This is a genomic window from Marinagarivorans algicola (assembly GCF_001292705.1).
GTDB classification, from domain to species: domain Bacteria; phylum Pseudomonadota; class Gammaproteobacteria; order Pseudomonadales; family Cellvibrionaceae; genus Marinagarivorans; species Marinagarivorans algicola.
In genome coordinates, this window is the sequence record NZ_LGAK01000010.1 from 36,818 (window position 1) to 61,132 (window position 24,315).

Sequence of the window (24,315 nt, forward strand, 5' to 3'; positions counted from 1 at the left end):
GCGCTATATAAGCCAAGGCGAATAATGTAGTGCATTCACCCTCAAGCCCACTCAAAAAAAGCCCGCTCTATGCGGGCTTTTTTGTCTCTATTCAAAACAATGTCATTGCGCCTTGCCTCTCACCGCCCGCATATCCATGTTGCGCCAAGCGTAATTGCTCAGCTAGCTCAATAGTGACTCATCAACTAAGCTACACATGTCTTTGATAAAAAATAACGCTATGAACCATCACGCTGCGCACTCGAACCAACATGAAATCAGTACCGCCGCTCTCATTTTTGCCTCGGCATTGGTGTCTTTAGCTTTAATTCTTGGCGCCGCCACTATTGGCAAAGTAAAAAAAGTTCAACACAATAATATTGAACACATACTAACACTCACTGTCGACAAAACACTGCAAAGCTTAACGTTTTGGAAAAACCAAAAAACAGCTAACTTACAACGCCTTGCCAATCATCCTCAATTTCAGCATTTGGCCCAAATTCAAATAGCACATTACAATCACGGTCATAACTTACACAACCCAACACTACAAGCACTCAGAGACTTTATCAATCAGCAAAAACTGCTATTGGGTAATTTTGGCTTTTTTATTATCGCACTTGATGGCACCAGTATTGCTTCTATGCGAGACAGTAACATTGGCAGCAAAAATCTTATTTTTAAGCATCTTACGCAGCAATTTGATCGAGCAGTACAAGGAACACCGCAATTTATTGCTCCAATTCCATCTGATATTCCTCTGGCTCAGCAACGTAATATTAAAGATCAAAAAGTGCCTCCCAGCGCATTTTTTGTCGCACCAATCATTAATAGCAAGGGCGATACTATTGCATTATTAAGTGAGCGTATCGCACCAGGCAAGCAATATTCACAATTACACGATATTAATAGTGCAGCGATCAGTGTTTTTTCCATAAATCGTCACGGCTATTTACTCAGTAACCCCCAAAATATTGACGACTATTATTCTCTAGGCATCATCAAAAAAGACGAGCAAGCCATCTTGTCACTAAAAGTATCACCATTTCATAAAAAACCATCACTCACTCAAAATAACGCAAGCGAGTCGCTCACTCCTATTGCCAATGCCATGCTCGAGAACAACCAAAAAATAACGCTTTACAGTACTGTTAGCTATATTAATCATTTAAATAAAGCAGTTTACGCTGTGGCTAAATGGAGTGATGACCTAGGTATTGGCATAATTGCCGAAGAAGAAAAATCCACAGCACTTAAAAGCTATTACTGGCTGAGAAATCTCATAATTTTTGTCATTAGCACATTGTGCTTATTCGTTATTACAATAACAAGTGTATGGATAAAGTCTCACAATAAAATACTATTTTCTCTAAAAAAAAGTCACAGCACGCTAGAAAATCTCGTCATAGCGCGCACTCAAGAACTAACCAAAAGCACAGAGCAAACCCAAAAAGCATTAGAGCAATTAAAAGCCAGAAATTATATTATCGATCAGCATGCTATTGTCTCTATGACAGATGCAAACGGCGTTATTACACATGCGAACGCTGCATTTTCAAAAATTAGCGGCTATTGCATTGACGAGCTAATAGGCAAAAATCATCGTGTAGTAAGCTCAGGACAGCATACTCAAATATTCTGGCAATCACTCTTTAACGATGTTGCAAAAAAAGGTATTTGGAAAGGCGAAATATGCAATAAACATAAAGCAGGTCACTTCTATTGGGTAGATACAACGATTACAGCGCTAAAAGATAAGAGCAATCGTATTATTGAATATATTTCTATTCGCTCCGATATTACACAGCTTCACCGCATACAACAGGCTTTGATTAACAGTAAACATCGCCTTGAGTTAGCTACAAGAGTTTCTAAAATAGGTATTTGGCAGCTTAATACCAATAATGGTGAGCTAAAATGGGATGATCAAATGCATACACTTTATGGTCTTTGCAAAAATGACTTTTTAGGAACACTCACATGCTGGAAAAATACTATTCATCCCGATGACCTAAAAATAATCACCAAGAAATTAGAGCAAACAATTAATACACATAAAACACTTGATACTGAATTTCGTATTATTAATAACCATGGAGACGTTCGCTATATCAAAGTTTTTGCTGAATACGAACATCCCAAAAAAAACGCTAGCATTATAATAGGCGTTAATTACGACATTACAGAATTAAAAACACTAAAACATACCCATAATATCTAGGCTATCTTATGATCGAATCATTAAAGATTTTATTGGGCAACCAAAATGGCTTTATGCCTCATGGTCATTGTTACTTATGGCGTCCCGATATTTTATGGACTCATGTTATGGCCGACGCCTTAACTGCACTTGCATACATATCAATCCCAACAAGCATTGCTATTATTGCTTGGCGCCACTCACACGCCCCCAGTATTGGTATTGCTATATTATTTGCAGCATTCATTGTGCTATGTGGCCTAACCCATCTTTTTAATATTTACATCATCTGGAATCCTGCCTATGAACTTCAATCATACATTAAAGGATTAACAGCAATCATCTCAGTCATAACAGCTGTTGTCATTGCTGCTAAAACCCATTATTTCCTGCATTTAATCACTATTGATGAGTCCAACGAAAAACTCAAAGCCCTTCACTCCGAATACAAAGAAAAAGATCATCAGGTTGAGCAAGTATTTAACGCGGCAGAATCTAGGGAATTGCGAATAATCGAATTAAAAAAAGAAATAAATAGCTTATTAAAAGACAAAGGATTACCTGAAAAATACCAATAGATATCGATAAAAATTAATAGCTATTAATTAAAAATAAAATTATAAAAAAGTATTCGATATGAAAATAATATTGGCAACAACTAGCTTGCTTACGCTTTTAACAGCTATCATTCTTATCACATTAAGCCATAGCTATTACATCAATAAAAAGAATATACAAGAAAGCTACTTTCTGCATCTTAAACTCATTGAATGGCGAGACTATCTAGACAACTTCAACTTCACGAAAAATAATGCTCTAGCTGAATTTTCAGATTCAAACTACTTTCAAAGTATATACAAAAACTGGAGTCAAGAAAGCGATTACTTGAAATTCAATCACTTAAAGCCAACCTATCAAGACGACGGAAATTCCATTAAAGAATGGAAAATATCAGCCCGTATAAATATCACTGAAAAAATAAATTCGACTCTAGAAAGCATAAAAAAAGACACAAGAAATAATGATAAACGATTATCACTCATAACAATATCACTCATAGCTTTTATATTATTATGGTCATTAAGCCTTTTAATATTTTGTAAGAATAGGAATAAAAAACTATTAAAAGAGATAACAAGCACAAATGAAAAACTAGAAAAAAAACAAATAAATATACTTCAAAGAAACAAAATAATGAGCAGTATACTTGAAGATTTAACTGACGAGAGAAAGCGATCAAACTTTTCTCGTGTGAATGATCAGCGCCTAGCATTGGTTGCCAAATACTCTGATGATTGCCTCATTGGATTAAACGCTGATAGTAATATTTCCAGCTGGAACCCTAAAGCCGAAGCGCTATTTTCAAAGCCAGAATCCACCATGCTAGACAAGCCTCTTCATATTCTTTTTGATGAATCAGATAGCAATAGTATTAAAAATGCCATTACTGACATTACAATTCATAAACCACATACGACTAAAACAGTAAAATGGATAAGCACTAAAAAAAATCAATTACAGTACTTAGATATTTCTATTACGGGACTTTTTTATCAAAAAGAAATAGAAGGTTACTCTGTCATTATTAGAGATGTATCAAGCAAAATACAAGAGATCGAACAACTAAGACTTTTGATCGAGGCGACACCTAACACAATTATAATGAGCGATATTAACGGTCATATTATACAAGCCAATGATTACGCCGAAAAAACGTTTTTTTATGAGAAATATGAACTACTTAGTTTAAAAATAGAGGATTTAATTACTGAAGCGAGTACATTCTATCATAAAAACCTCCACGATAACTGCCTGCATAGCTCCAAAATAAAACGTATAGGAGCAAGCAAAGCACTAACAGCGAGACGAAAAGACAATACCACTATTTATGTAGAAGTAGGACTAGCCCCAGTAGAAATAGAAGGTAAACATTTTATTATTAGTGCCGTTACCGATATTAGCGAAAGGATAGAGGCGCAAAATAAACTCAAGATATTTAATAAATCACTCTCTCAAAAAAATAAAGAAATGGAGCAATTTGTTTATACAGTATCCCACGACCTTAAAGCGCCATTGGTCACCATTTCTGCTTTTAGCCAATCAATAAAAAAAATGCTGCAAAATAGTGATAACCCCAAAATATTGCGTAAGCTTGATCGTGTTATTGCCAATGCAAATATTATGGAAGAGCTAATTACTGATTTACTGGAAATATCTCGTATTGTAAACCGCCCTCTTGCAACAAACCACTTTTCTATTGATTTAATGATTAGAGACGTCTTAGAAACACTCGAAGAATCACTAAATCATTGCCTCATAAGAACACATGTCAACCCACCAGATATACAGCTGCTCGCTAATAGAGCCTTAATTATGCAATGCATACAAAATATCATTATTAATGCGGCTAAGTACTCCGATAAACAAAGCCCCGAAATAGATATTACCGCTATACAAGACAATAATAACATCTACATTAGCATTAAAGACAATGGCTTAGGTATTGCGCCTGAATATCAAGATCGTATTTTTGATATTTTTGAACGCGGGGATACAACTATCAGCGGTAATGGCGTGGGGTTAGCAATTGTTAAATCTGTTATACAAAAACATCAGGGCAGTATTACACTAGAATCAAAAATTAATAATGGAGCGACTTTTACGCTATCTATTCCTCGAGCAAAAAGCACTTCACTCACATCATCTCAGGTCGATTTTGGAGAGCAATAATGTCTATGCGAGGGATTAAGCCTACGTTATTCAATAGTATGATTTACTTTATTTTTATACTATCCATCAGCTTAACAATATATGCATACTTCATTAGCATCGCTATTTCTAGAGCTCAATACCAATCTGCTTTTGCACTACAAACTCAAGAACTAGCGACTGAGATAACAAAAAAGATTAAAATTTATGAGCAGGTATTATGGGCTGGTGTGGCCCTTTTTAATAGCAGTGAGCATGTTAGTCGAGATGAATGGCAAACATTCAATCAAACACTGTCTATTGAGCGACATTGGCCGGGTATTCAAGCGCTTGGTTATGCTATCGCATTACAACCCGATGAAGTGGCCCAGCATGAAAAATTCATTCGAGCCCAAGGTTTTAAAAATTACCATATTTATCCAAAAGGTCAGCGAGAGCAATATAGCAGTATTATTTATATAGAGCCATTCGACTGGCGTAACCAAAGAGCTTTTGGTTACGACATGTGGTCCAATCCCGTGAGACAAAAGGCAATGAAGCGCGCCATTAAGACAGGCAAGGCCTCAGCTAGCGGCAGTATTACTCTTGTACAAGAAACGAATAATGATTTACAAAAAGGGTTTTTAATATACATACCACTATATCAAAAAAATATAAGCATACGACAGTATCATAACGAAGTATTTTCATCAGAAAAAAATATAGAACACATTAAAGGCTGGGTATACGCCCCTTTTAGAATAAACGATTTTATGACGCCAATTATCAATCATATGATAGAGTCAATAGGTGTAAAACTGACAGATATCACTCACTCGCCATCAACTCAAATGGCATCAGACAATGCATTATTTAACTATTCACCTTGGCATACATCTACAGCACTTGATAAACAAAGCACACAACTCAATATACTCGGACGCACCTGGCAATTAGAAACAACCCAACCCCTATTTCGGCCTTACCAAAACTTGCGTAAAGAAAGCTTTGGACTCCTATCTATCAGCCTAATAATTGACTTTTTATTATTTTTTGTACTTTTAAAATACCGCAATCAAAAAAATAAAAACAAAGAATTAATTAAAACACATCATAATAATTTAGTCAGTGAATTACGCGAAAGTAAAAATGCTAATATTGCATTAAATCAAGAGAATATATCTCTAAATAAGCAGATTTTAGTCTTGGAAGAATGGCTGCAAGAACGTGAACTTAGAATCAGTGAGCTCAAACTCAACCAGCAGGGGTAAACCTATGTCCAGACAATTTTATCTTGCTGAAGACAACCCCGACCATGCCGAGCTTATAGACGATATGTTAGATGATAGCCATATCGATTACAAACTCAGTCATTACAGCAATGGCTTATCGCTTATTGACGGGCTTCCTACACACCCCAATCATAGCGATATTATTTTACTCGACATTAAAATGCCAAAACTAAACGGCTTGGATACATTAAAACGTATTCGTCAAATACCCGCCTACCAAAATACCACTATACTCATCATCACAACATCGAGTATTCGCTCAGATATTAATACCGCACATTTTGCTGGCGCCAATGGCTTTATCAGCAAACCTTTAACCTTTGATGATTTAAAACCGTATTTAAAAGAGCCTTAATCGCTATGAATATACTCCTCATTGAAGATAACATTGACCACACCGAAATCATCATCGATATTTTGAATGAAGCTTACCCTAAAGGTATTACAGTCACTACCACCACCAGCTTTATCGATGGTCTAGATAAGCTAGAAAATCATGTTTTTGAGCTTTGCCTGTGCGACCTAAAGCTACCGGATTCCCCACTGCAAAACACTATCGATACACTCAGTAAAACCACCTTTAGTGCACCGATTATTGTATTAACCTCTATAAATAATGATGCGATTGCCATAGATCTTATTAAAGCAGGCATTCAAGATTATATCGCTAAAGATAAGCTTGATACAGAATATCTATCAAAACAATGCAGCTTTGCTATTGAGCGCAAAGCCATGGAACAAGCACTTGTTGATAAAACAACTGACTACGAAGCTTTTTGCCACAGCCTCTCTCATGATTTTAATAGCGCATTACGCAGAATAAAGCAGTGCACGCACTTTTTAACCGATAGCCTCAATAATCATTACACATTAACACCCCAAGAAACTCAATGGCTTGGCTATATTGAAACAAGTGCGAGCGATGTACAGCGCTTAACACATGATCTCTATGAATATATGAATGCAGAAAACCACTTCATAGAAGAACCCTTTGTTAATCTCGCTGATTTAATAAAAAAAATAATGATCGAATACAAAGACAAAATTGAACTAGTGCAGTGTCAACTACCGATTATTAAGGGCAACCCAGCGCAACTAGAGCTGACCTTTAAAAATATGATCGAAAATTCTATTAAATATTCGACTAATCCGCCTAAAATTTCGTTTTCATATAAAATAGATGAATATAAAAACTCTGCTTTTATTCATATTGATGATAACGGTATTGGTATTCCAAAAAGTAAAGCAAAAGATATTTTCTTGCCGTTTAAACGACTAGAAAACACTCTAGAGGCGCAAGGTAGCGGCCTAGGGTTGAGTTTGGTGCACAGAGTTATTAAGCATCTTCACGGGAGCATTAGCGTTGAACCTTCTATATTAGGGGGCAGCTGCTTTAAAATAAAACTTCCTTATAGCCGTTTACAAAACAGCGTAAACAACTTGTCATAGGAGAAACCTAAAAAGACATAAAGAAGATTATCACAACATAATCATAGATAAAAAGACATCGTAGCTATTCAGCCAAACTAAAAAATCACCTAATAAGGGTTCTAATAGGGTTTTTCTGGGAATTTAAGCGTCTATGGATGACTTGAGTGATATGATTAATTAGCGCCCAATTTCGGTATCTCGGGTGAATAGTTAGCAGAAATTTTAATAGCTTAAAACGCAAATAAAAGTAACTACTAGATCAAATAGCCGTAAGTTTTATTTTTTACTTGCGTAAAATAAATTAACCTATTAGTTTACTAAAGCAAAAGGGTTGTATCAATTTATTTAGGTAACATAAAGCTATCAAAATCGTAGTCACAAGCACAGCAATAAGTGCATAAAAATACAGTAATGGCACAATAAGTCAAAACACATTAACGGGCTAGACTATATTCAAAAAAATATAAAATTAACACTATATTTAATGCATATAAATTCAGATACTAAAATTATTTATCTTATTTTTTTATCACTATAAATACAAACCGTATCTATCAGCGATTATCTAGGAGTTACAATGAAGAATACCAGCAGTGTTATTCACTTACGTGAAAATCATCATGTATTAATCATTGACGATTCCGATACAGATATTAGTACTTTATCATATATCCTCAGTCGTGGTATCGATGCTGAATACATAGTATCTAGCATTAAGAATCTAGATGACGCTAAAAAATATTTTACTCAAAGCAATAACATTATCGACTTAATCATATTAGACTATCACCTCATAGGGCACACTGCAGAGGATATTTTAAAAGCCCTAGAGCAGTCTAATAGAGACGTACCTGTAATCGTGGCGACTAGCCTACCAACAAAAAGAAAGGAAAATCAATTATTAAAATATGGCATATATGATTTTTGGGATAAAAATTCACTCAGCACACGGCAATTGGAACACTCTATTCGTTTCGCCCTTAATCGCCATCAGCTTTCCAAAAATAATCAGCGTACACAATTATTAAAGGGACAATCACTGGCTAGTTTAATTCATGATATTAAAAGCCCAATATCCACAATTGTCAGTTATAACAAAATCGCTAAAAATCTTATTAAAGATGGTAAACACGCAGAGCGCATAGAGACATGCTTTGACACCATCGAGAAAAATTGCCAACTTCTACAACATTTAGTTGAAGAAGTACTTTCTTTAAGCAAATTAGAATCAGAATCGACACATTTCGAAAAAAAACGCGTTAACATCTTACAATCACTTAACGATAGCATCAATAACTTCCTGCCTAAAGCACAAGAGCACAACCTAACAATACATAAAAATTTCACCATCAATAATGTTTGGCTAACAGCAAATTCTGACAAACTAACGCAAATTTTTGATAATCTAATAAGTAATGCTATCAAGTACACTGATGAAGGCACAATTAATATTAGCGCAACTGTAGAGACTCAAAATAATAACAAAAAAATTATCAGCATCCATTTTTGTGATAGCGGTATTGGCATTGCTAAGCATGACCTACAGAAATTATTCGATCCCTTCAACACCATTAATCATAAAACAATTAAAGTTGTCGATAGTCATGGGCTAGGGTTATCTATTGTAAAATCACTTGTTGAACAGCATGGCGGTACCATTGCAGTTGACAGCATACTTGGTGAAGGCTCTGATTTTTGCATAACATTCCCAATTGATGATATTAGCCAAGATGCAGTGACAACATTGCATAACGAATAGCACTCGCAATAATTGATTAAAGCTAGCGTCAACACTGGCATTTATGACATTTATAACAAGAGTAAGCACCAGTACTCAATAGTGCATAGCACCGAATTCTCCCCAACAACATCTCCATCTATCATCAATCAAGCAGCTTAATTTAATGCGGCTATACATTATAGGCAGCCCCATATTATAGGCAGTCATTTCACCAACACAAAATTTGTAATATTGACATTATTTTTTGTAATTATTACAAAAAATAATGTCAATAAATAAATACTAAAAATATATTATTTAACATCCATAAAAAGTTAAAACTATTATTAATTTTGATATTTTCAAAATATATTGATGTCTATTAAAATTGTAAAAATTACATTTTTTTTGTAAATTAAATAATATATTGAAAATACTACTTCAATAATAAAATTATAAATTATTTATACGGCAGTAAACACTTGAATTAATCACTATCAACCCAATAGTCTTTTATAATTGGTTAAACAGATTAACAATCTGTTTAATTACGGCTGTAACGCAGCAACACAATACATCCCAAACAGGAGAGTAAAATGACTACAATTAATATTGGTATTAATGAAGACAATCGCACAGCGATCGCCGATGGACTTAAACGTTTATTAGCAGACTCTTACACCCTGTACCTTCAAACCCATAATTTTCACTGGAATGTCACTGGGCCACAATTTCGTGAATTACACTTAATGTTTGAAGAGCACTATACCGAACTAGCAGTCGCCGTTGATGATATTGCCGAGCGCATTAGGACACTCGGTATCATTGCACCAGGCACCTACAAAGCTTTTTCCGAATTAAGTGCCATTAAAGAAGTCGATGAAATTCCAAAAGCTGTTGACATGGTTGATATTCTCACCCAAGGGCATGAGCAAGTTGTACGTACAGCACGTACCGTACTCAAAATAGCACAAGAGGCTAATGACGAGTCCACCGCAGCACTGGTTTCAGACCGCATGCGCATTCACGAAAAAACGGCTTGGATGCTACGAGCAACACGTAGCTAAAATATGATGAATGATTTTTGGATACCCAAGTGTCAGACCCTGCAAGGAAAGCAAGGGTCAGGCAGTACAGGAGCAGCGCTCGAGAGCGTTTATATCGCGCCCCTAAAACAGTGACTCAATGCATCAATTGACACTACCACTTGCGCCATATTTCAGTAATATCGCCCTCGTAATCATGCCCTGCATGCTGCATCACCAAGGCCACCAGCGCACATAAGTCTTCGCGCTGGTCGGTTTCTATTAATTGATACTCTAACTTTTCATTAAGTTCATTAAGATTTTTAACTAGTGCTTCAACTTGACTTGCAACCCATGTAAAATCTTTCTTATTCTCATCCGTATCAACACAATGAATAAAATCTGTTAAAAGTTGATCGCATTCATCAACATCTTTTTTACGGTAAGCAGGCTCTTCATCATCAAGAATAAAGTCATACATCCAGTGTAATAAGTACTTTTTTTTCTCGGCTATTTCTGGGGTCATCTTTAAATACTCTTATTCCTATTGAATTTATGCGGTGAAACACATCGACTGCTAGCTGCTTATAACAGTAAGCTTTATAGCGATTTTCACTCAATTTCACTTTAAGCCATAAAAAAAGCGCTACAGCATAATCAAATGCCGTTGCGCTTTTTATGATTCACAACTACTTGTATTGCGGAGGCTTTAGCCAGCTTGACGTGCCACTTCCTGAATGCGGGCAACCATGGCCTTCATACCACTGCCGCGTGTTGGGCTCAAATGCTTAATTAGCCCTAAACTATCGAAATAACTCTCTACATCAAACGCCAAAATTGCACTTGGACTTTTATTACAATACGCAGCCAATACCACAGCTAGTAAACCTTTAACAATAAAAGCATCACTGTCGGCCAAAAAATATAGCTTACCAGCCTCGCCATACTCTTGAATCCATACTTGGCTTTGACAACCGCGAATTAATTGCCTTTCAGTCTTGAGGCCTGCATCCATAGCAGGTAACTCTTTTCCCAAATCAATGATATATTTATATCGCTCTTCCCAGCTATCAAAAAAAGAAAGTGTCTCTAAAATATCTTCGGCTGTAATCGTAACACCAAAAGGTGACTGCTTAGCGGCAGTGAGTTGGCTAGTCATTAAAAAAATAATCCTGTCTCTAATTGCGCTTCTTCGCTCATCATATCGCGATTCCAAGGCGGATAAAATACTAGCTCTACATTTACCGCTTTAACATTAGGCACCAAAGCGACACGATATTTCACATCGCCGACTAAAACGGGCCCCATGCCGCAACCTGGTGCTGTAAGTGTCATTTTAATATTGACTTTGCCGCTATCTTGCGCAATATCAACAGCATAAATCAAGCCTAAACTTTTTAAGTTAACCGGAATTTCAGGATCGTATACAGTTTCGAGCGCTTGCCATACTTGCTCACTGCTGATTTCTCCATTACCGGTATCATCAAATGTCAGCTCATATTTTTCAAGACCTAAGGCATCGGCATCGGTACCATCAACGCGAATCATATTACCTTGATATACCACCGTATAATTGCCTCCTAACGCCTGCGTGATTGTCACAAAATTGTGTGCAGGAATTGTAACCGCATCACCAACAGGCACCAAACGCCCTGGGCAATCACGCACGGTAGTGGCCATTCTTTGTTCTGACATAATATTACCAAAAGTATTGCACGGCTTTTACTAGATATAACGATTAAAAGCCGTGCAATAAAGATTAAAAATCGCTAATAACTACACATTAAACGCTAAAGCTTTCACCGCAACCACAAGCATCTTTAACATTAGGGTTATTAATAACAAGGTTTTTATTAACGCCCTGAGTGGTAAAGTCAATAACGGTACCTTGTAATGCTCCCACATGATCTGAATCGATATACACCAATACACCATTCAATAAAGGCTTCTCAATATCGCCTTGAGCGGGCTCATCCACCTCGTCCATCACATACTTGAAGCCTGTACAACCAGCTTCTTTTAAAGTGACGCGAATAGCGTGCTTACCTGATTTAACCAGCACCTTAGCAAAATGCTCAGCGGCGGTATCGGTTACGGTTAATACATCACTGACTGTAAAACTTTGCACTGTCATGGTTAAACCTCCCAACGGGTTATAGTAAAAAAAGCTTTGCTTTTTCTAAGCCCGCAAATAAGCGATCAATATCATCGCGTGTATTATAAATAGAAAGGCTCGCTCGCACGGTGCCCGGAATATTAAAGCGACTCATTAACGGCTGCGCACAATGATGCCCGGTACGTACCGCAATGCCTTGCTGATCCAATAACATACCTACATCACTCGGGTGCGTGCCTTCTAATAAAAAGCTAAAGGCGCCGACTTGATACTTAGCTTCACCTATACGCTTTAAGCCATCAAAATTTGCTGCTTTTTTAATAATGTAATCCATTAAGTCAGCTTCGTGCTGCGCAACAGCCTCGTTATCGAGTGAATTCAAAAAGTCAATCGCCGCACCTAAGCCAATAACACCCTCTATATGCGGTGTGCCTGCTTCAAACTTAAAGGGCAAGCCATTAAATGTCGTGCCTTCAAAGCTAACGGTGTCAATCATTTCACCGCCACCTTGGTAAGGTGGCATACTATTGAGTAACGCCTCTTTCCCCCACAGCACACCAACGCCTGTGGGAGCAAATAATTTATGACCACTAAATACATAAAAGTCACAACCTAACGCCTGCACATCAACCTTAAAATGTGCCACTGCTTGGGCACCGTCAAGTAACGTGGTAATACCCTTAGCTTTCGCTGCAGCCACCATTTGCTTAACGGGATTAACACTGCCTAATGCATTAGAAACATGACTCAGCGCCAACAATTTAACATCGCTGGTGAGTAACGCTGTAAATGCGTTTTGATCAATATCGCCTTGCTCAGTTAATGGAATAGGTACAACTTTAGCGCCTTTTTGCTCGGCCAATATTTGCCACGGCACAATGTTGGCGTGATGCTCTAACTCTGACACCAAAATAATATCGCCTGCTGCAATATTATGATTACCCCACGAATGAGCCACCAAGTTAATAGCCTCGGTTGTACCGCGTGTCCACAATACTTGCTCGGGCTTTGGGCTATTGATAAATGCCGATACTTTTTGACGCGCCCCTTCAAAGGCGATAGTCGCCTTATCGGCAAGGCTGTGTGCGCCACGATGTACATTAGAGTTATAACCGGTGTAATACTCAGTCACAGCATCAATCACACATTGCGGCTTTTGGGTAGTGGCAGCACTATCCAAGTACACTAAAGGCGCACCGTTAACCTCTTGGTGCAACAACGGAAATTGCGCTCTTATTGCCTCAATGTTCAAACCATCATGACTCATATTTTTCACCTAATTAACGACTTCAAAAGTCAAATCAACGCGTTATTTGTTAAGCTGTCTAAAAGCTCAGACTTGTTAGCAAAACGCTGTGCAATGACCGGGCGTAAATATTCGACAATGGCCGCATTATTCAACTGTTCAATCAGCTCATTAATAAAACCAAAACTCAACATCACTTGCGCTTCGGCTTGGCCAATACCACGGGTACGCAAATAATGCATAGCCAAGGCATCGAGTTCAGCAATCGTAGCGCCATGCGCACAACGCACATCGTCAGCGTAGATTTCAAGCTCGGGCTTGGTGTTCACTTCGGCCTTATTACTGGTTAATAAGTTTTTATTGCTTAATTCGGCCAGTGTTTTTTGGGCGTCTTTATGAATATGTATACGGCCATTAAATACCGCGCGTGCACTATCACCAATAATGCCGCGAAAGGTTTCATGGCTGTTACAGTGTGGCACCTTGTGCTCAATACAAGTATGAAAATCAACAAGCTGTTTATTGCGTGGCAAATATACGCCGTTGTTGACTGCTTCAGCACCTTCACCTTCAAACTGAGTGACTACATCAACACGCTGCAAATTAGCGCCCATCGCTAAATAGAAACTATTTAAGCGAGCATGCTTATGCACATGGCTATATACACCGCCAATATGCAAATTGGCTTCATCCTCTAGGTGTAAGCGATAGTGTTCACACTCGGCATTTTCGCCAACAAAAAGCTCAGTAATGCTATTTGTAAAAGTGTGACTACCTTGCGTACTCACAAAATGCTCGACCAAGGTAGCCTTACTGTGCGGCGCCTGCTGCCATAAAATACGTGCATTAGCCAAACAAGGCTTATTAGCACTCGCAATATTTAATACCCGCACAGGTTGAATGACTTGCGCATTTTTTGCCACACTAATAACCAGCGCCGCATCGATGCTTGCAGTATTAAGCTCACCAAATAAAGTTGCATGCTCGCCGGCGGCTTTATTGAATTGCCCTAGATCGCTCGCATCGCTTAAATGCTCAATCGTCATACCGGTAGGTAATTGCGTTAAATCATCAGATTGCTCAGCACAAAAATGACCATCAATAAAAACGAGTGTCAACGCCTCTAAACGATTGATCTCGAACGGCTTAAGTGCATCGCTGGTAAGAGTATTTTTGGCCGCAGGTGTAAAGTGTTCACCCTTTTCTAAGGCTTTTAATGGCGTGTACTTCCACGCCTCAGTTGTACGAGTTGGCCAAGGAGTTTGCGCCCATGCATGGGCGGCGGCATTTTGCATATCAGCAATTTTAGTTGTTGCATGGCTAGTTGCTGTACGACTGTTTAGCGTACTACCAGCAGCAATCGCGGCATGTAAAGGAGTGCTAGTCATTACGCGCTCTCACCTTCTAACCAGCCATAGCCTTTTTCTTCTAGCTCTAAGGCCAAATTTTTATCACCTGACTTTACAATTTTACCATCGGCTAATACATGTACATAATCTGGCACAATAAAATCTAATAAGCGCTGATAGTGAGTGACTACGATAAATGAACGATCGGGGCTGCGCAGAGCGTTGACACCGTTAGCAACAACCTGCAAAGCGTCGATATCTAGGCCTGAATCGGTTTCATCTAAAATGGCTAATTTGGGCTCAAGTAACATCATTTGCATGATTTCATTGCGCTTTTTTTCACCGCCAGAAAAACCTTCGTTCACCCCGCGCTTTAAAAATTGCTGATCAAGATTAACCGCTGTACACGCCTCGCGTGCTTTTTTCATAAAGCTAACGGCATCCCACGCAGGTAACTCACGGTGCTTACGCACAGCATCAACACTGGCTTTTAAAAATTCCATATTGCTCACCCCAGGGATTTCTACCGGGTACTGAAAAGCCAAAAAAATCCCCTCGCGCGCGCGCTCTTCGCACTCCAGTGCTAACAAATCCTTACCTTCAAGTGTGACACTACCGCCGCTCACTTCATAGCCATCGCGGCCAGCAAGTACATGACCTAAAGTGCTTTTACCGGCGCCATTTGGCCCCATTATCGCGTGAACTTCGCCAGGTTTAATCTCTAGGTTTAAGCCTTTAAGAATATTCTTATCGCTGACGTTAGCTTGTAAATTTTCAATAGTTAACATAATGGTTTCTCGCGTTTGGGCGCTTAGCTTGGCTCTATTGGAGAGCCTCTAAAATTAAAAAACTGAATGATGTGTTGAGGTTTTTAACCCACTGATCCTTCCAAACTCACCTCTAATAGCTTGCCCGCCTCTACGGCAAACTCCATGGGGAGCTCTTTAAACACATCTTTACAAAAGCCATTAACAATCATTGATACAGCTTTCTCGGCGTCTATACCGCGCTGCTGACATAAGTACAGCTGATCTTCGCTGACTTTAGAAGTCGTCGCTTCATGCTCGATAATGGCTTTAGGATTTTTGCTTTCGATATAAGGAAAGGTATGCGCCGCACATTCACTGCCAATTAATAAAGAGTCGCATTGAGTAAAGTTACGAGCGCCATCGGCACCTGCGTTAAACCTGACTAACCCACGATAAGCGTTAGAGCTTTTACCGGCCGAGATGCCTTTACTGATAATGGTCGAGCGTGTGTTTTTACCAATATGAATCATCTTAGTACCAGTATCGGCTTGCTGATAATTATTGGTTAAGGCCACTGAATAAAATTCACCAACACTGTTATCCCCTTTTAACACACAGCTTGGATACTTCCACGTTACCGCAGAGCCTGTTTCTACTTGCGTCCATGAAATACGTGAATTGGTATGCGCAATACCACGCTTGGTGACAAAATTATAAATGCCGCCTTTGCCTTCTGCATCACCTGGGTACCAATTTTGTACCGTTGAGTATTTGATCTTGGCACCATCAAGACATACAAGTTCAACCACAGCGGCATGCAATTGATTTTCATCGCGCATTGGGGCTGTGCAACCTTCTAAATAGCTAACTTCACTGCCCTCTTCGGCAATAATTAAAGTACGCTCAAACTGGCCCGTTTTGGCTTCATTAATGCGAAAATACGTGGATAGCTCCATAGGGCATTTGACGCCTTTTGGAATATATACAAAAGAGCCATCACTGAATACGGCACAATTTAAAGCGGCATAATAGTTATCTTTTACCGGAACAACTGATGCTAAATATTTCTTAACAAGATCAGGGTATTCATGGACTGCTTCAGAAATAGGGCAGAAGATGACGCCTGCTTCTTTTAAATTCTCTCGAAAAGTAGTGGCCACCGACACAGAGTCAAAAACAGCGTCAACCGCAACACCGGCTAACATTTGCTGCTCGTGCAACGGGATACCCAATTTATTATAAGTAGCAATAAGATCGGGGTCGACCTCATCTAAACTTTTAGGGCCATCGGCCATGCTTTTAGGGGCAGAGTAATAAGAGATTTCATTAAAATCAATTTTAGGGTAGTCGACATGCGCCCACTCGGGCTCTTCCATTTCTAACCATTGGTGATACGCCTTTAAGCGCCACTCAAGCATCCACTCTGGCTCATTCTTTTTACCCGATATAAAGCGGATGACATCTTCGCTAAGCCCAGCCTCAAGTGTGTCTGATTCGATATTAGAGACAAAACCGGCCGAATACTCTTTATTGATTGCATCATCAATTTGTTGATCGGCATCGCTGAGCGGCTCGGCATTCAGTACTGACTGCGCATTTTCTTGTGACATAACGGTGTACCTTAAAAATTAGCGTTGAGCGCGCAGTGTGGTAACTGTGGCTACAATTTTTTCTGCGGCGTAGGCCACCTCTGCCAAGGTGGTATAACGACCAAAACTAAAACGTAAAGAAGCATGTGCCAGTGCTGGCGTAATGCCTAAAGCGCTTAAAACATACGAAGGCTCTACACTAGCAGATGTACATGCAGAGCCTGTAGAAACCGCTAAATCACGCAATGCGGTTAGTAGCGTTTCTCCCTCTACGCCTTCAAAACTAATATTAACGATGGCGTCCAAGCTATTGTCTTCATCGCCATTTCGGCGAATACCCTCAAGTGCACTCAAGCCCTGCATAAAGGCTTGGCGCAAGCTTTTGGTATGGGCTTGATCTTGTTTTAATTGCTGTTGCGCCTTCGCTGCTGCTGCACCTAAACCTACAATTTGGTGTGTGGCCAATGTGCCACTGCGCATGCCGCGCTGATGTCCGCCACCGTGTATTTGCGCACTAAGCTGCACCTCTGGGGTGCGCTGCACATACAGTGCACCCATACCTTTAGGGCCATAAAATTTATGCGCTGATAAGGCAAGTGTATGCACACCAAGCGCGGCAACATCCACGGGTATTTTGCCAACACTTTGCGCAGCATCAACATGCAAAAGCACGTCATGGCTGCGGCACAGCTGAGCAATAGATGCGATAGGGTTTATCGCACCAGTTTCATTATTCACCTGCATTAACGCCACTATAATGGTATCTTCACGCAATGCCGCTTTAACTTGCTCTAGCGTAATGCAACCATCTTTTTGCGGGGCTAAATAAGTCACATCAAAACCATTGTTTTGTAAATACCCGCAAGGGTCTAATACCGCTTTATGCTCAATGCTACTGGTAATAATGTGCTTGCCTTTGTGCTGGTACGCAAAAGCTAAGCCCTTAAGTGCTAAGTTATTGGATTCTGTCGCACCACTTGTCCACACCAAGCTGCGTGGATCAGCATTCAATAAATTGGCCAATTGACCTCGGGCTTTTTCAACAGCCGCCTCAGCCTGCCACCCAAAAAAATGCGACCGCGAAGCTGGATTAGCAAAGTTACCGTCTCGCGTTAAACAGGCAGCCATGGCTTTGGCAACATCAGCATCAACAGGGGTGGTTGCCGCGTAATCTAAATATATTGGAGTCTTGGGCTTTTCAGCAGACATTTTAAACCATCTTTATTTACAGCCAGTGTGGTTTTACGCTTTAACAATAAAAGCGCAAGGTATTTGTACTTATCAACAAAACACTTAATTAACAAAGTGCTTAATTAACAAAGTGCTTAATTAACAGCATATTTAATGAACAAAGCATTGTATCAACGAGGTACTCAGCTCATTTGTAAAGGGATAAGGGGCCAATAGCTACAAGCCCGCTACGTTAATCATCTCTTCCAAGTCTTGCTTGGCCGGTTCATCATCAATACATTGCTTGACACTAGTTTTTTTAGTCATTAAATCAGCCAAGCTAATTTGACTTAAAAATTGGTGTATTTGCTGGCTAAGCGACTCCCAGAGATGATGCGTTAAACAGACCTCACCATTTTTGCAGTTACCCTTGCCCGCACAGTGCGTCGCATCTACCGACTCATTAACCGCATCAATAATTTGCGCAACGTAAATATCAGTTTTGGGGTGCTTTAAGTAATAGCCGCCGCCAGGGCCGCGTACGCTTTTCACCAAATCGTTTTGGCGTAGTTTAGAAAACAGCTGTTCAAGGTACGACAGAGAAATCTCTTGCCGATCAGAAATATCCGCCAAACTCACAGGGCCTTTGGTGCTGTATAGAGCCAAATCCAACATTGCCGTTACTGCATAACGGCCTTTAGTGGTTAAACGCATGAGTCATCGCCTTTTGTGTAATGAAGCGAATTATCGAATACCTGAGTAAAACAGTCAACTATTACCCATCAAATACCCGAGTCATTGACTCGGGTATTTGATGGGTTACGGTGCTTTACTCGCCTTCAGCGCATCGAGCTCAGCTTTGAGTGCGCTGTACCGTTTATCGGCATGAAACATGGCATTTTTATTGGCCGTTAACATGCCGCGCAAAATATTGAGCTCCATTTGATCAGGGCGCACACGGCCATAGAGTCGACGTAAGCGAGTCAAAGTTTGACGAGGATTGCCCTCCTCCAAAAAGCCTTGTTGCTCCAGTAGCGTTTGCAGATGCTCAAAGTAATGCTCAATCTCTTTTTGGCTCGCCGGTGGCATGTCCCACTCTTCAAAAGTGATGGGCTGACCCGCCTCAAAGGCCAAGGCGCTCATGCGTATTTCGTACACAATAACCTGTAGCGCAGCAGCGATATTCAGAGAGCTGTAAGCGGGGTTCGCGGGAATGTGTACGTGGTATTGGCATTTGTGTAGTTCTTCGTTCGTTAAGCCACGGTCTTCGCGACCAAAGACTATCGCCACTTCGTGCTCGGCGTGTTTAGCTTCGGCATATACCTTATCACCACATTCGCGCGGACTCACTAATGGCCAAGGGATGCGACGGCCACGCGCACTGGTACCAACGACTAGTTGGCAATCAGCAATAGCTTCGTCTAGAGTATCGACCACAATGGCATTTTCGAGCACATCAAGGGCGCCAGCGGCACGCCATTGCGCTTGATCGGCAGGAAAGTCTTTAGGAGCCACAAGCACAAGGCGTGACAATCCCATATTTTTAATCGCACGCGCAGCGGCTCCTATGTTGCCCGGGTGCGAAGTATTTACCAGCACCATGCGTATGCGGTCAAATTCCGGTCGAATGCGATCTGGCTCAACTGAGCTCATGAGGATACCCCTTAAATCAAATATTCAAGCAATCACACACCGTAAAACACAGTAGATGGTTGCCTATAAAAAGGGGCGCGATTCTACCAGAAACCACACTTTGTGTGTGCGTCACACAAACAATAGCGACCAACAAACCAAAGCGCGGCGTGTCACCGCATCTTGGCCTGCGAGATTCCCCACAAAACCCAGCTAGCTAACGCCGTGACAGTAAGTGCAGGTATTAGGTTTTCGGGTTATTTTTTTGTCGTTCAGGCGGTAGCGCCCCGATATGAGCTTCGTTGCGCAATTTCGCCAGTTCAATTTGCTTTTGGCGCTCAGCAAAACGAGCGCGCTTTTCTTCGGTTTGATGATCAAAACACAAGGGGCAAGTGACACCTTTTAAGTACTTAGGTGACTGTTTGTCTTCTTCTGTAATGGGATGGCGGCAGCCGTGGCATTGATCGTAGCTGCCTTTATTGAGGTCGTGATCTACGGCTACGCGGTTATCAAAAACAAAACACTCGCCCTCCCAAAGAGTTTTCTCTTTGGGCATTTCTTCGAGGTATTTTAAGATGCCGCCTTGAAGATGATAGACCTCATCAAAGCCCTGCTGCTTCATATAAGCCGTAGACTTTTCACAGCGAATACCACCAGTACAAAACATAGCCACTTTTTTATGCTTTTGCGGGTCAAGGTTCTTTTCAACATAATCAGGAAACTCTCTAAATGTCGTGGTTTCAGGATTCACCGCACCTTTAAAGGTACCGATGTTATATTCGTAATAATTACGCGTATCTACCACCACTACATCGGGGTCACTAATTACTTCATTCCACTGCTGCGGATTAAGATAAGTTCCTACGGTATGGTTAGGGTCAATATCTTCCACCCCCATTGTCACAATTTCTTTTTTGAGCTTAACCTTCATGCGATAAAACGGCTGTTCTTGCTCGTATGACTCTTTATGCTCAATGCCAGCAAAACACGGCTGCTCCCGCAAAAACGCCAATAAGCCATCAATAGCTTCACGGCTACCCGATACGGTACCGTTGATACCTTCATGCGCCAATAGCAGCGTTCCTTTAATGTCGTGCGCTAGGCAAAAATCTAAAATTGGCTCACGCAACTGCTCAAACTCTGGCAAGCTCACAAATTTATACATGGCGGCTACGACAATTTTCTTACCTGTTTGGCTATCACGCTTAGTAGCACTCATTTAAAACCTCTTGTTTTACAACTTAACGGTGTTTACAACACACTTAAAAATGCTTGTATGCTATGTATCATAACGGGACCCGACACCATACAAAACCGATAGCACACGGGTATTGAGCAATAGGACTTAAAAGCAACACAATACCCGCACAAAATACAAGAGTATTATACCCAATACCCCGCTCAAAGCTAAAGCTGTAGTACTGACGAAAAAACATGACGATTAGACATGGCACCTCCAGCAAGATATAGGCATCGTACTCAGCCCTTAGCCCTGCCCCTCAATCCAACAAAATAACCAGCAATCGATTCACTCCCACTATTTAGCTCAATTTCAACCACACTCAATAGGTATATTCCGCAAAGCGCAGTGCCCAAGGCACTGGTACCTTACGGTAAGGTCCAGTCATATAGCGCGGCCGATCATCATACTTTCGGCAGAGCCCCCATAATATCCAGGCCCTTCACCTTTTGGGATATTGCATTATTTGAGGAGCGCGAGTGCTACCACTAGCAGAACAGAAACTTCGCTTTTTGGTCGTTGAAGACTCGAGCTTTTTCCGCTCGGCTGTGAGTAGTATGCTGAACTCTTTTGGCATTAATGATATCGATGTCGCTCAAAACGGCAATCAAGCGCTCGATAGCTGCAGAAGCCATCACTATGATGTAATTTTATGCGACTTTAATTTAGGAAAAGGGAAAAATGGGCATCAGCTTTTAGAGGCGCTTAGGCATTTTAAGCTCATCACAACAGACACATTATTTATGATGCTAACCGCTGACACCTCACGCCAAGCTGTACTGGCTAGCAGTGAATGTGCCGCCGATGACTACCTCACCAAACCCATCAATGCTGTCGTTTTAGAGCGCCGACTGATACGCGCCATCAGGTCACATCAAACATTTAAACCTGTAACGGCTGCTCTCGAGCAAAATAACACCGAACTCGCCATCGCATTGCTCGAGCGCCTATGCCACCCCGAGCAACGCCTTGCCAGTCAAGCCAAAAAATTACTCGGCGACGTGCTACTACAAGCCGATAAATTCGATGAAGCCGACACCTATTTCCAGTGTATTCTAGAAGAAAAGCCCGTGGAGTGGGCCCGCTTAGGTCAAGCGCATACCTTCATGGGCAAAACGTTTTTAGAGCGCGCCTGTGAAGCCTTTCACAGCATATTACAAGATAACCCCTTGTGCCTTGCCGCCTATGATGGGCTCGCTAGTATTTATCATCAGCAAAAAGACTATGCCAATTTACAAACGGCGATTGCCTCAGCGGTCAAAGCCTCACCACTATCCATTCTTAGGCAAAAGAACCTCGCCAATATCGCCGAAGAAAACGGCGATATTAGCACCGCTATTGAAGCCTTACGCGAGTGCGTTCGCTTAGGTATGCACAGCTGCCATGGTGACTGGCAAGATGCTTATCGCCTTGGTATCAATACCGCTGATGCCCCACAAGCACTACTCGCCACAAAAGATTTACTCCCCCAAGAGGCCCTTAAATCCCTCAAAGCCGCCACTGATTTTTTCCATGTCAATGGCGACGACCTATTACGTGTGCAGTTTGTACAAGGACGCTTACAATATTTAAGTCGCCAACAGCTAGACGGCGAAAAAACAATCAGTAAGGCCGAATCGCGCTATCTGGCGCGCGAAAAAAATGATGTGAAAATAGATATTGATCATATCAAGGCCATTCGCACGCTCAAAAAAAACGATCAAGCACAAGCGCTCACTCAAGCGCTTGCCGAGCAATATGCCGATAATGAAGCCGCACTCGCACAGCTTGATGCAGTCATGGATGAGCCTCAAAACAAAACAAATAAACGCCTTTTAGCCGAAGCAAACAAAGAAGGTATTGCATTATACGATAATCAAGAGTTTGATGAGGCCATACTATGCTTCCAGCGTGCTCAGGTATTATTCCCCCGGCATCTAGGCTTACAAATGAATATTTGCCAAGCCTACATTGGTAAACATAAGCGCGGTGATACGGGCGATCTAGAACACATTATTGATGAGCAGCTCAACCACATTCGCGCACAAATCAAACCGCAGGATGCGCAGTATGAGCGCTTCAATAAATTACAACGCATGGCGCGCCTATAGCCAATGGGTGTTATTCAGTAAGGTCACCCAAGCATTCAGCCGCTCTTCCTGAATTTATAGATACCCACCCACTCAATAACCACCTAAATATTAAATAACCATAGCCCATACTCTTAAAAACGAATACCATCGCCTTTTACTCACACAATGAGACATTTATGATTGATTTACTGGTGCGTTATTTACACTTTTTAGGCATTATTATTTTAGCCTCTATGCTGGTCGCTCAGCACTTGCTTTATAGTGCCAACATCAACCGCACACAACTGGCTCGCTTACGTACACTCAATAAAGTCTATGGTGCAGGCTTAGGCATTGCGTTTGTTAGCGGCTTGCTTTTATGGTTGGCGGTCGGTAAGCCTAAAGTGTTTTACAGTACAGGTGGTCTAATACATATTAAACTGACGTTATTTGTGGTGCTTGCCGGTTTATCTATGGTGCCAACGCTGTTTTTTATACGCAGCGCAAAAACACTCAATGATGACACAACCGCAGTCACGCCCCCTAAGTACATTATTGGCGTGATACGTGCTGAGCTGACTTTACTGGTTGTTATGCCATTAGTGGCAGTCTTAATGGCTAACGGCGCGTAAAAACGCCCTGCCGGTATGATATGACGACTTACCCATAGCGGGTAGATGCACTCAATCAGCACGAGGCTAGACGGTCAATAACCTCCCCGCTATTCGTTTACGCAACAAAAAAGCAAACCAAACACCTCGCATCATGCTAGGCAATCCTCTGCGCCGGCCAACATGGCCATTATCGACGCAGTACCCACATGATGGTGGCGTAG

General features: G+C 40.8%; 22 protein-coding genes. 10 read left to right on the forward strand and 12 right to left on the reverse strand.

What is annotated here, in order from left to right:
* The first annotated feature begins 196 nt into the window (after positions 1-196).
* The 8 genes from AC438_RS04190 to AC438_RS04225 all read left to right on the forward strand — a co-directional run bounded on the left by AC438_RS04190 (position 197) and on the right by AC438_RS04225 (position 10,380).
* Positions 197-2,203, forward strand: coding sequence for a PAS domain-containing protein (locus AC438_RS04190; protein ID WP_053980017.1), 2,007 nt, complete (start codon positions 197-199; stop codon positions 2,201-2,203).
* A gap of 8 nt (positions 2,204-2,211) precedes the next feature.
* Positions 2,212-2,760 carry a hypothetical protein gene (locus AC438_RS04195; RefSeq protein WP_053980018.1) on the forward strand — a complete coding sequence of 183 codons (549 nt, stop codon included), beginning with the start codon at positions 2,212-2,214 and terminating at the stop codon, positions 2,758-2,760.
* A gap of 58 nt (positions 2,761-2,818) precedes the next feature.
* Positions 2,819-4,912 (forward strand): PAS domain-containing sensor histidine kinase, encoded by a 2,094-nt coding sequence (locus AC438_RS04200; protein WP_053980019.1) that lies wholly within the window; start codon positions 2,819-2,821, stop codon positions 4,910-4,912.
* The gene (locus AC438_RS04205) at positions 4,912-6,141 is read left to right on the forward strand and encodes a CHASE domain-containing protein (protein ID WP_053980020.1); all 1,230 of its coding nucleotides are present in this window, start codon (positions 4,912-4,914) and stop codon (positions 6,139-6,141) included. Before AC438_RS04200 ends, AC438_RS04205 begins: the two co-directional genes overlap by 1 nt.
* Before the next feature lie 4 nt (positions 6,142-6,145).
* Positions 6,146-6,517 (forward strand): response regulator, encoded by a 372-nt coding sequence (locus AC438_RS04210; RefSeq protein WP_053980021.1) that lies wholly within the window; start codon positions 6,146-6,148, stop codon positions 6,515-6,517.
* Positions 6,518-6,522: 5 nt separating this feature from the next.
* Positions 6,523-7,611 (forward strand): ATP-binding response regulator, encoded by a 1,089-nt coding sequence (locus AC438_RS04215; RefSeq protein WP_053980022.1) that lies wholly within the window; start codon positions 6,523-6,525, stop codon positions 7,609-7,611.
* Positions 7,612-8,170: 559 nt separating this feature from the next.
* Positions 8,171-9,352 carry an ATP-binding response regulator gene (locus AC438_RS04220; RefSeq protein WP_053980023.1) on the forward strand — a complete coding sequence of 394 codons (1,182 nt, stop codon included), beginning with the start codon at positions 8,171-8,173 and terminating at the stop codon, positions 9,350-9,352.
* Positions 9,353-9,909: 557 nt separating this feature from the next.
* A complete protein-coding gene (locus tag AC438_RS04225; RefSeq protein ID WP_053980024.1) occupies positions 9,910-10,380 on the forward strand; it encodes a Dps family protein in 471 nt (156 codons plus the stop codon).
* A 133-nt stretch (positions 10,381-10,513) separates the two neighbouring features.
* On the opposite strand, the gene AC438_RS04230 is transcribed toward AC438_RS04225, so the two are convergent.
* From AC438_RS04230 to trhO, 12 genes are all read right to left on the reverse strand, one after another.
* The gene (locus AC438_RS04230; RefSeq protein ID WP_053980025.1) at positions 10,514-10,864 is read right to left on the reverse strand and encodes a ParB N-terminal domain-containing protein; all 351 of its coding nucleotides are present in this window, start codon (positions 10,862-10,864) and stop codon (positions 10,514-10,516) included.
* A 183-nt stretch (positions 10,865-11,047) separates the two neighbouring features.
* Positions 11,048-11,497, reverse strand: a complete 450-nt coding sequence (locus tag AC438_RS04235) for a SufE family protein (RefSeq protein ID WP_053980026.1) — start codon at positions 11,495-11,497, stop codon at positions 11,048-11,050.
* Complete coding sequence (sufT, locus tag AC438_RS04240) at positions 11,497-12,033, reverse strand: putative Fe-S cluster assembly protein SufT (protein WP_053980027.1); 537 nt, start codon at positions 12,031-12,033, stop codon at positions 11,497-11,499. Before sufT ends, AC438_RS04235 begins: the two co-directional genes overlap by 1 nt.
* An 88-nt stretch (positions 12,034-12,121) precedes the next feature.
* Positions 12,122-12,472, reverse strand: coding sequence for a HesB/IscA family protein (locus AC438_RS04245; RefSeq protein ID WP_053980028.1), 351 nt, complete (start codon positions 12,470-12,472; stop codon positions 12,122-12,124).
* Between the two features lie 19 nt (positions 12,473-12,491).
* Complete coding sequence (locus AC438_RS04250) at positions 12,492-13,721, reverse strand: aminotransferase class V-fold PLP-dependent enzyme (RefSeq protein WP_053980029.1); 1,230 nt, start codon at positions 13,719-13,721, stop codon at positions 12,492-12,494.
* Between the two features lie 29 nt (positions 13,722-13,750).
* Positions 13,751-15,088 (reverse strand): Fe-S cluster assembly protein SufD, encoded by a 1,338-nt coding sequence (gene sufD / locus AC438_RS04255; RefSeq protein ID WP_053980030.1) that lies wholly within the window; start codon positions 15,086-15,088, stop codon positions 13,751-13,753.
* Positions 15,088-15,840, reverse strand: a complete 753-nt coding sequence (gene sufC, locus AC438_RS04260) for a Fe-S cluster assembly ATPase SufC (protein WP_420798146.1) — start codon at positions 15,838-15,840, stop codon at positions 15,088-15,090. Before sufC ends, sufD begins: the two co-directional genes overlap by 1 nt.
* Before the next feature lie 80 nt (positions 15,841-15,920).
* A complete protein-coding gene (gene sufB, locus AC438_RS04265; protein WP_053980032.1) occupies positions 15,921-17,408 on the reverse strand; it encodes a Fe-S cluster assembly protein SufB in 1,488 nt (495 codons plus the stop codon).
* 18 nt (positions 17,409-17,426) lie between these two features.
* A complete protein-coding gene (locus tag AC438_RS04270; RefSeq protein WP_053980033.1) occupies positions 17,427-18,596 on the reverse strand; it encodes an IscS subfamily cysteine desulfurase in 1,170 nt (389 codons plus the stop codon).
* Between the two features lie 198 nt (positions 18,597-18,794).
* Positions 18,795-19,271 carry a Fe-S cluster assembly transcriptional regulator IscR gene (iscR, locus tag AC438_RS04275; protein WP_053980034.1) on the reverse strand — a complete coding sequence of 159 codons (477 nt, stop codon included), beginning with the start codon at positions 19,269-19,271 and terminating at the stop codon, positions 18,795-18,797.
* Between the two features lie 105 nt (positions 19,272-19,376).
* Entirely contained in the window at positions 19,377-20,210 is an 834-nt protein-coding gene (trmJ, locus tag AC438_RS04280) for a tRNA (cytosine(32)/uridine(32)-2'-O)-methyltransferase TrmJ (protein WP_053980035.1), read from the reverse strand.
* 223 nt (positions 20,211-20,433) lie between these two features.
* Positions 20,434-21,408: an oxygen-dependent tRNA uridine(34) hydroxylase TrhO gene (gene trhO, locus AC438_RS04285; protein ID WP_053980036.1), complete on the reverse strand. Its 975-nt coding sequence runs from the start codon at positions 21,406-21,408 to the stop codon at positions 20,434-20,436.
* Positions 21,409-21,908: 500 nt separating this feature from the next.
* Here trhO and AC438_RS04290 point away from each other — a divergent pair, with 500 nt between their 5' ends.
* Together AC438_RS04290 and AC438_RS04295 are read left to right on the forward strand one after the other, a co-directional pair.
* Positions 21,909-23,519, forward strand: a complete 1,611-nt coding sequence (locus tag AC438_RS04290; protein ID WP_053980037.1) for a tetratricopeptide repeat-containing response regulator — start codon at positions 21,909-21,911, stop codon at positions 23,517-23,519.
* 158 nt (positions 23,520-23,677) lie between these two features.
* Complete coding sequence (locus AC438_RS04295; protein ID WP_053980038.1) at positions 23,678-24,112, forward strand: DUF2214 family protein; 435 nt, start codon at positions 23,678-23,680, stop codon at positions 24,110-24,112.
* Positions 24,113-24,315 lie beyond the last annotated feature (203 nt).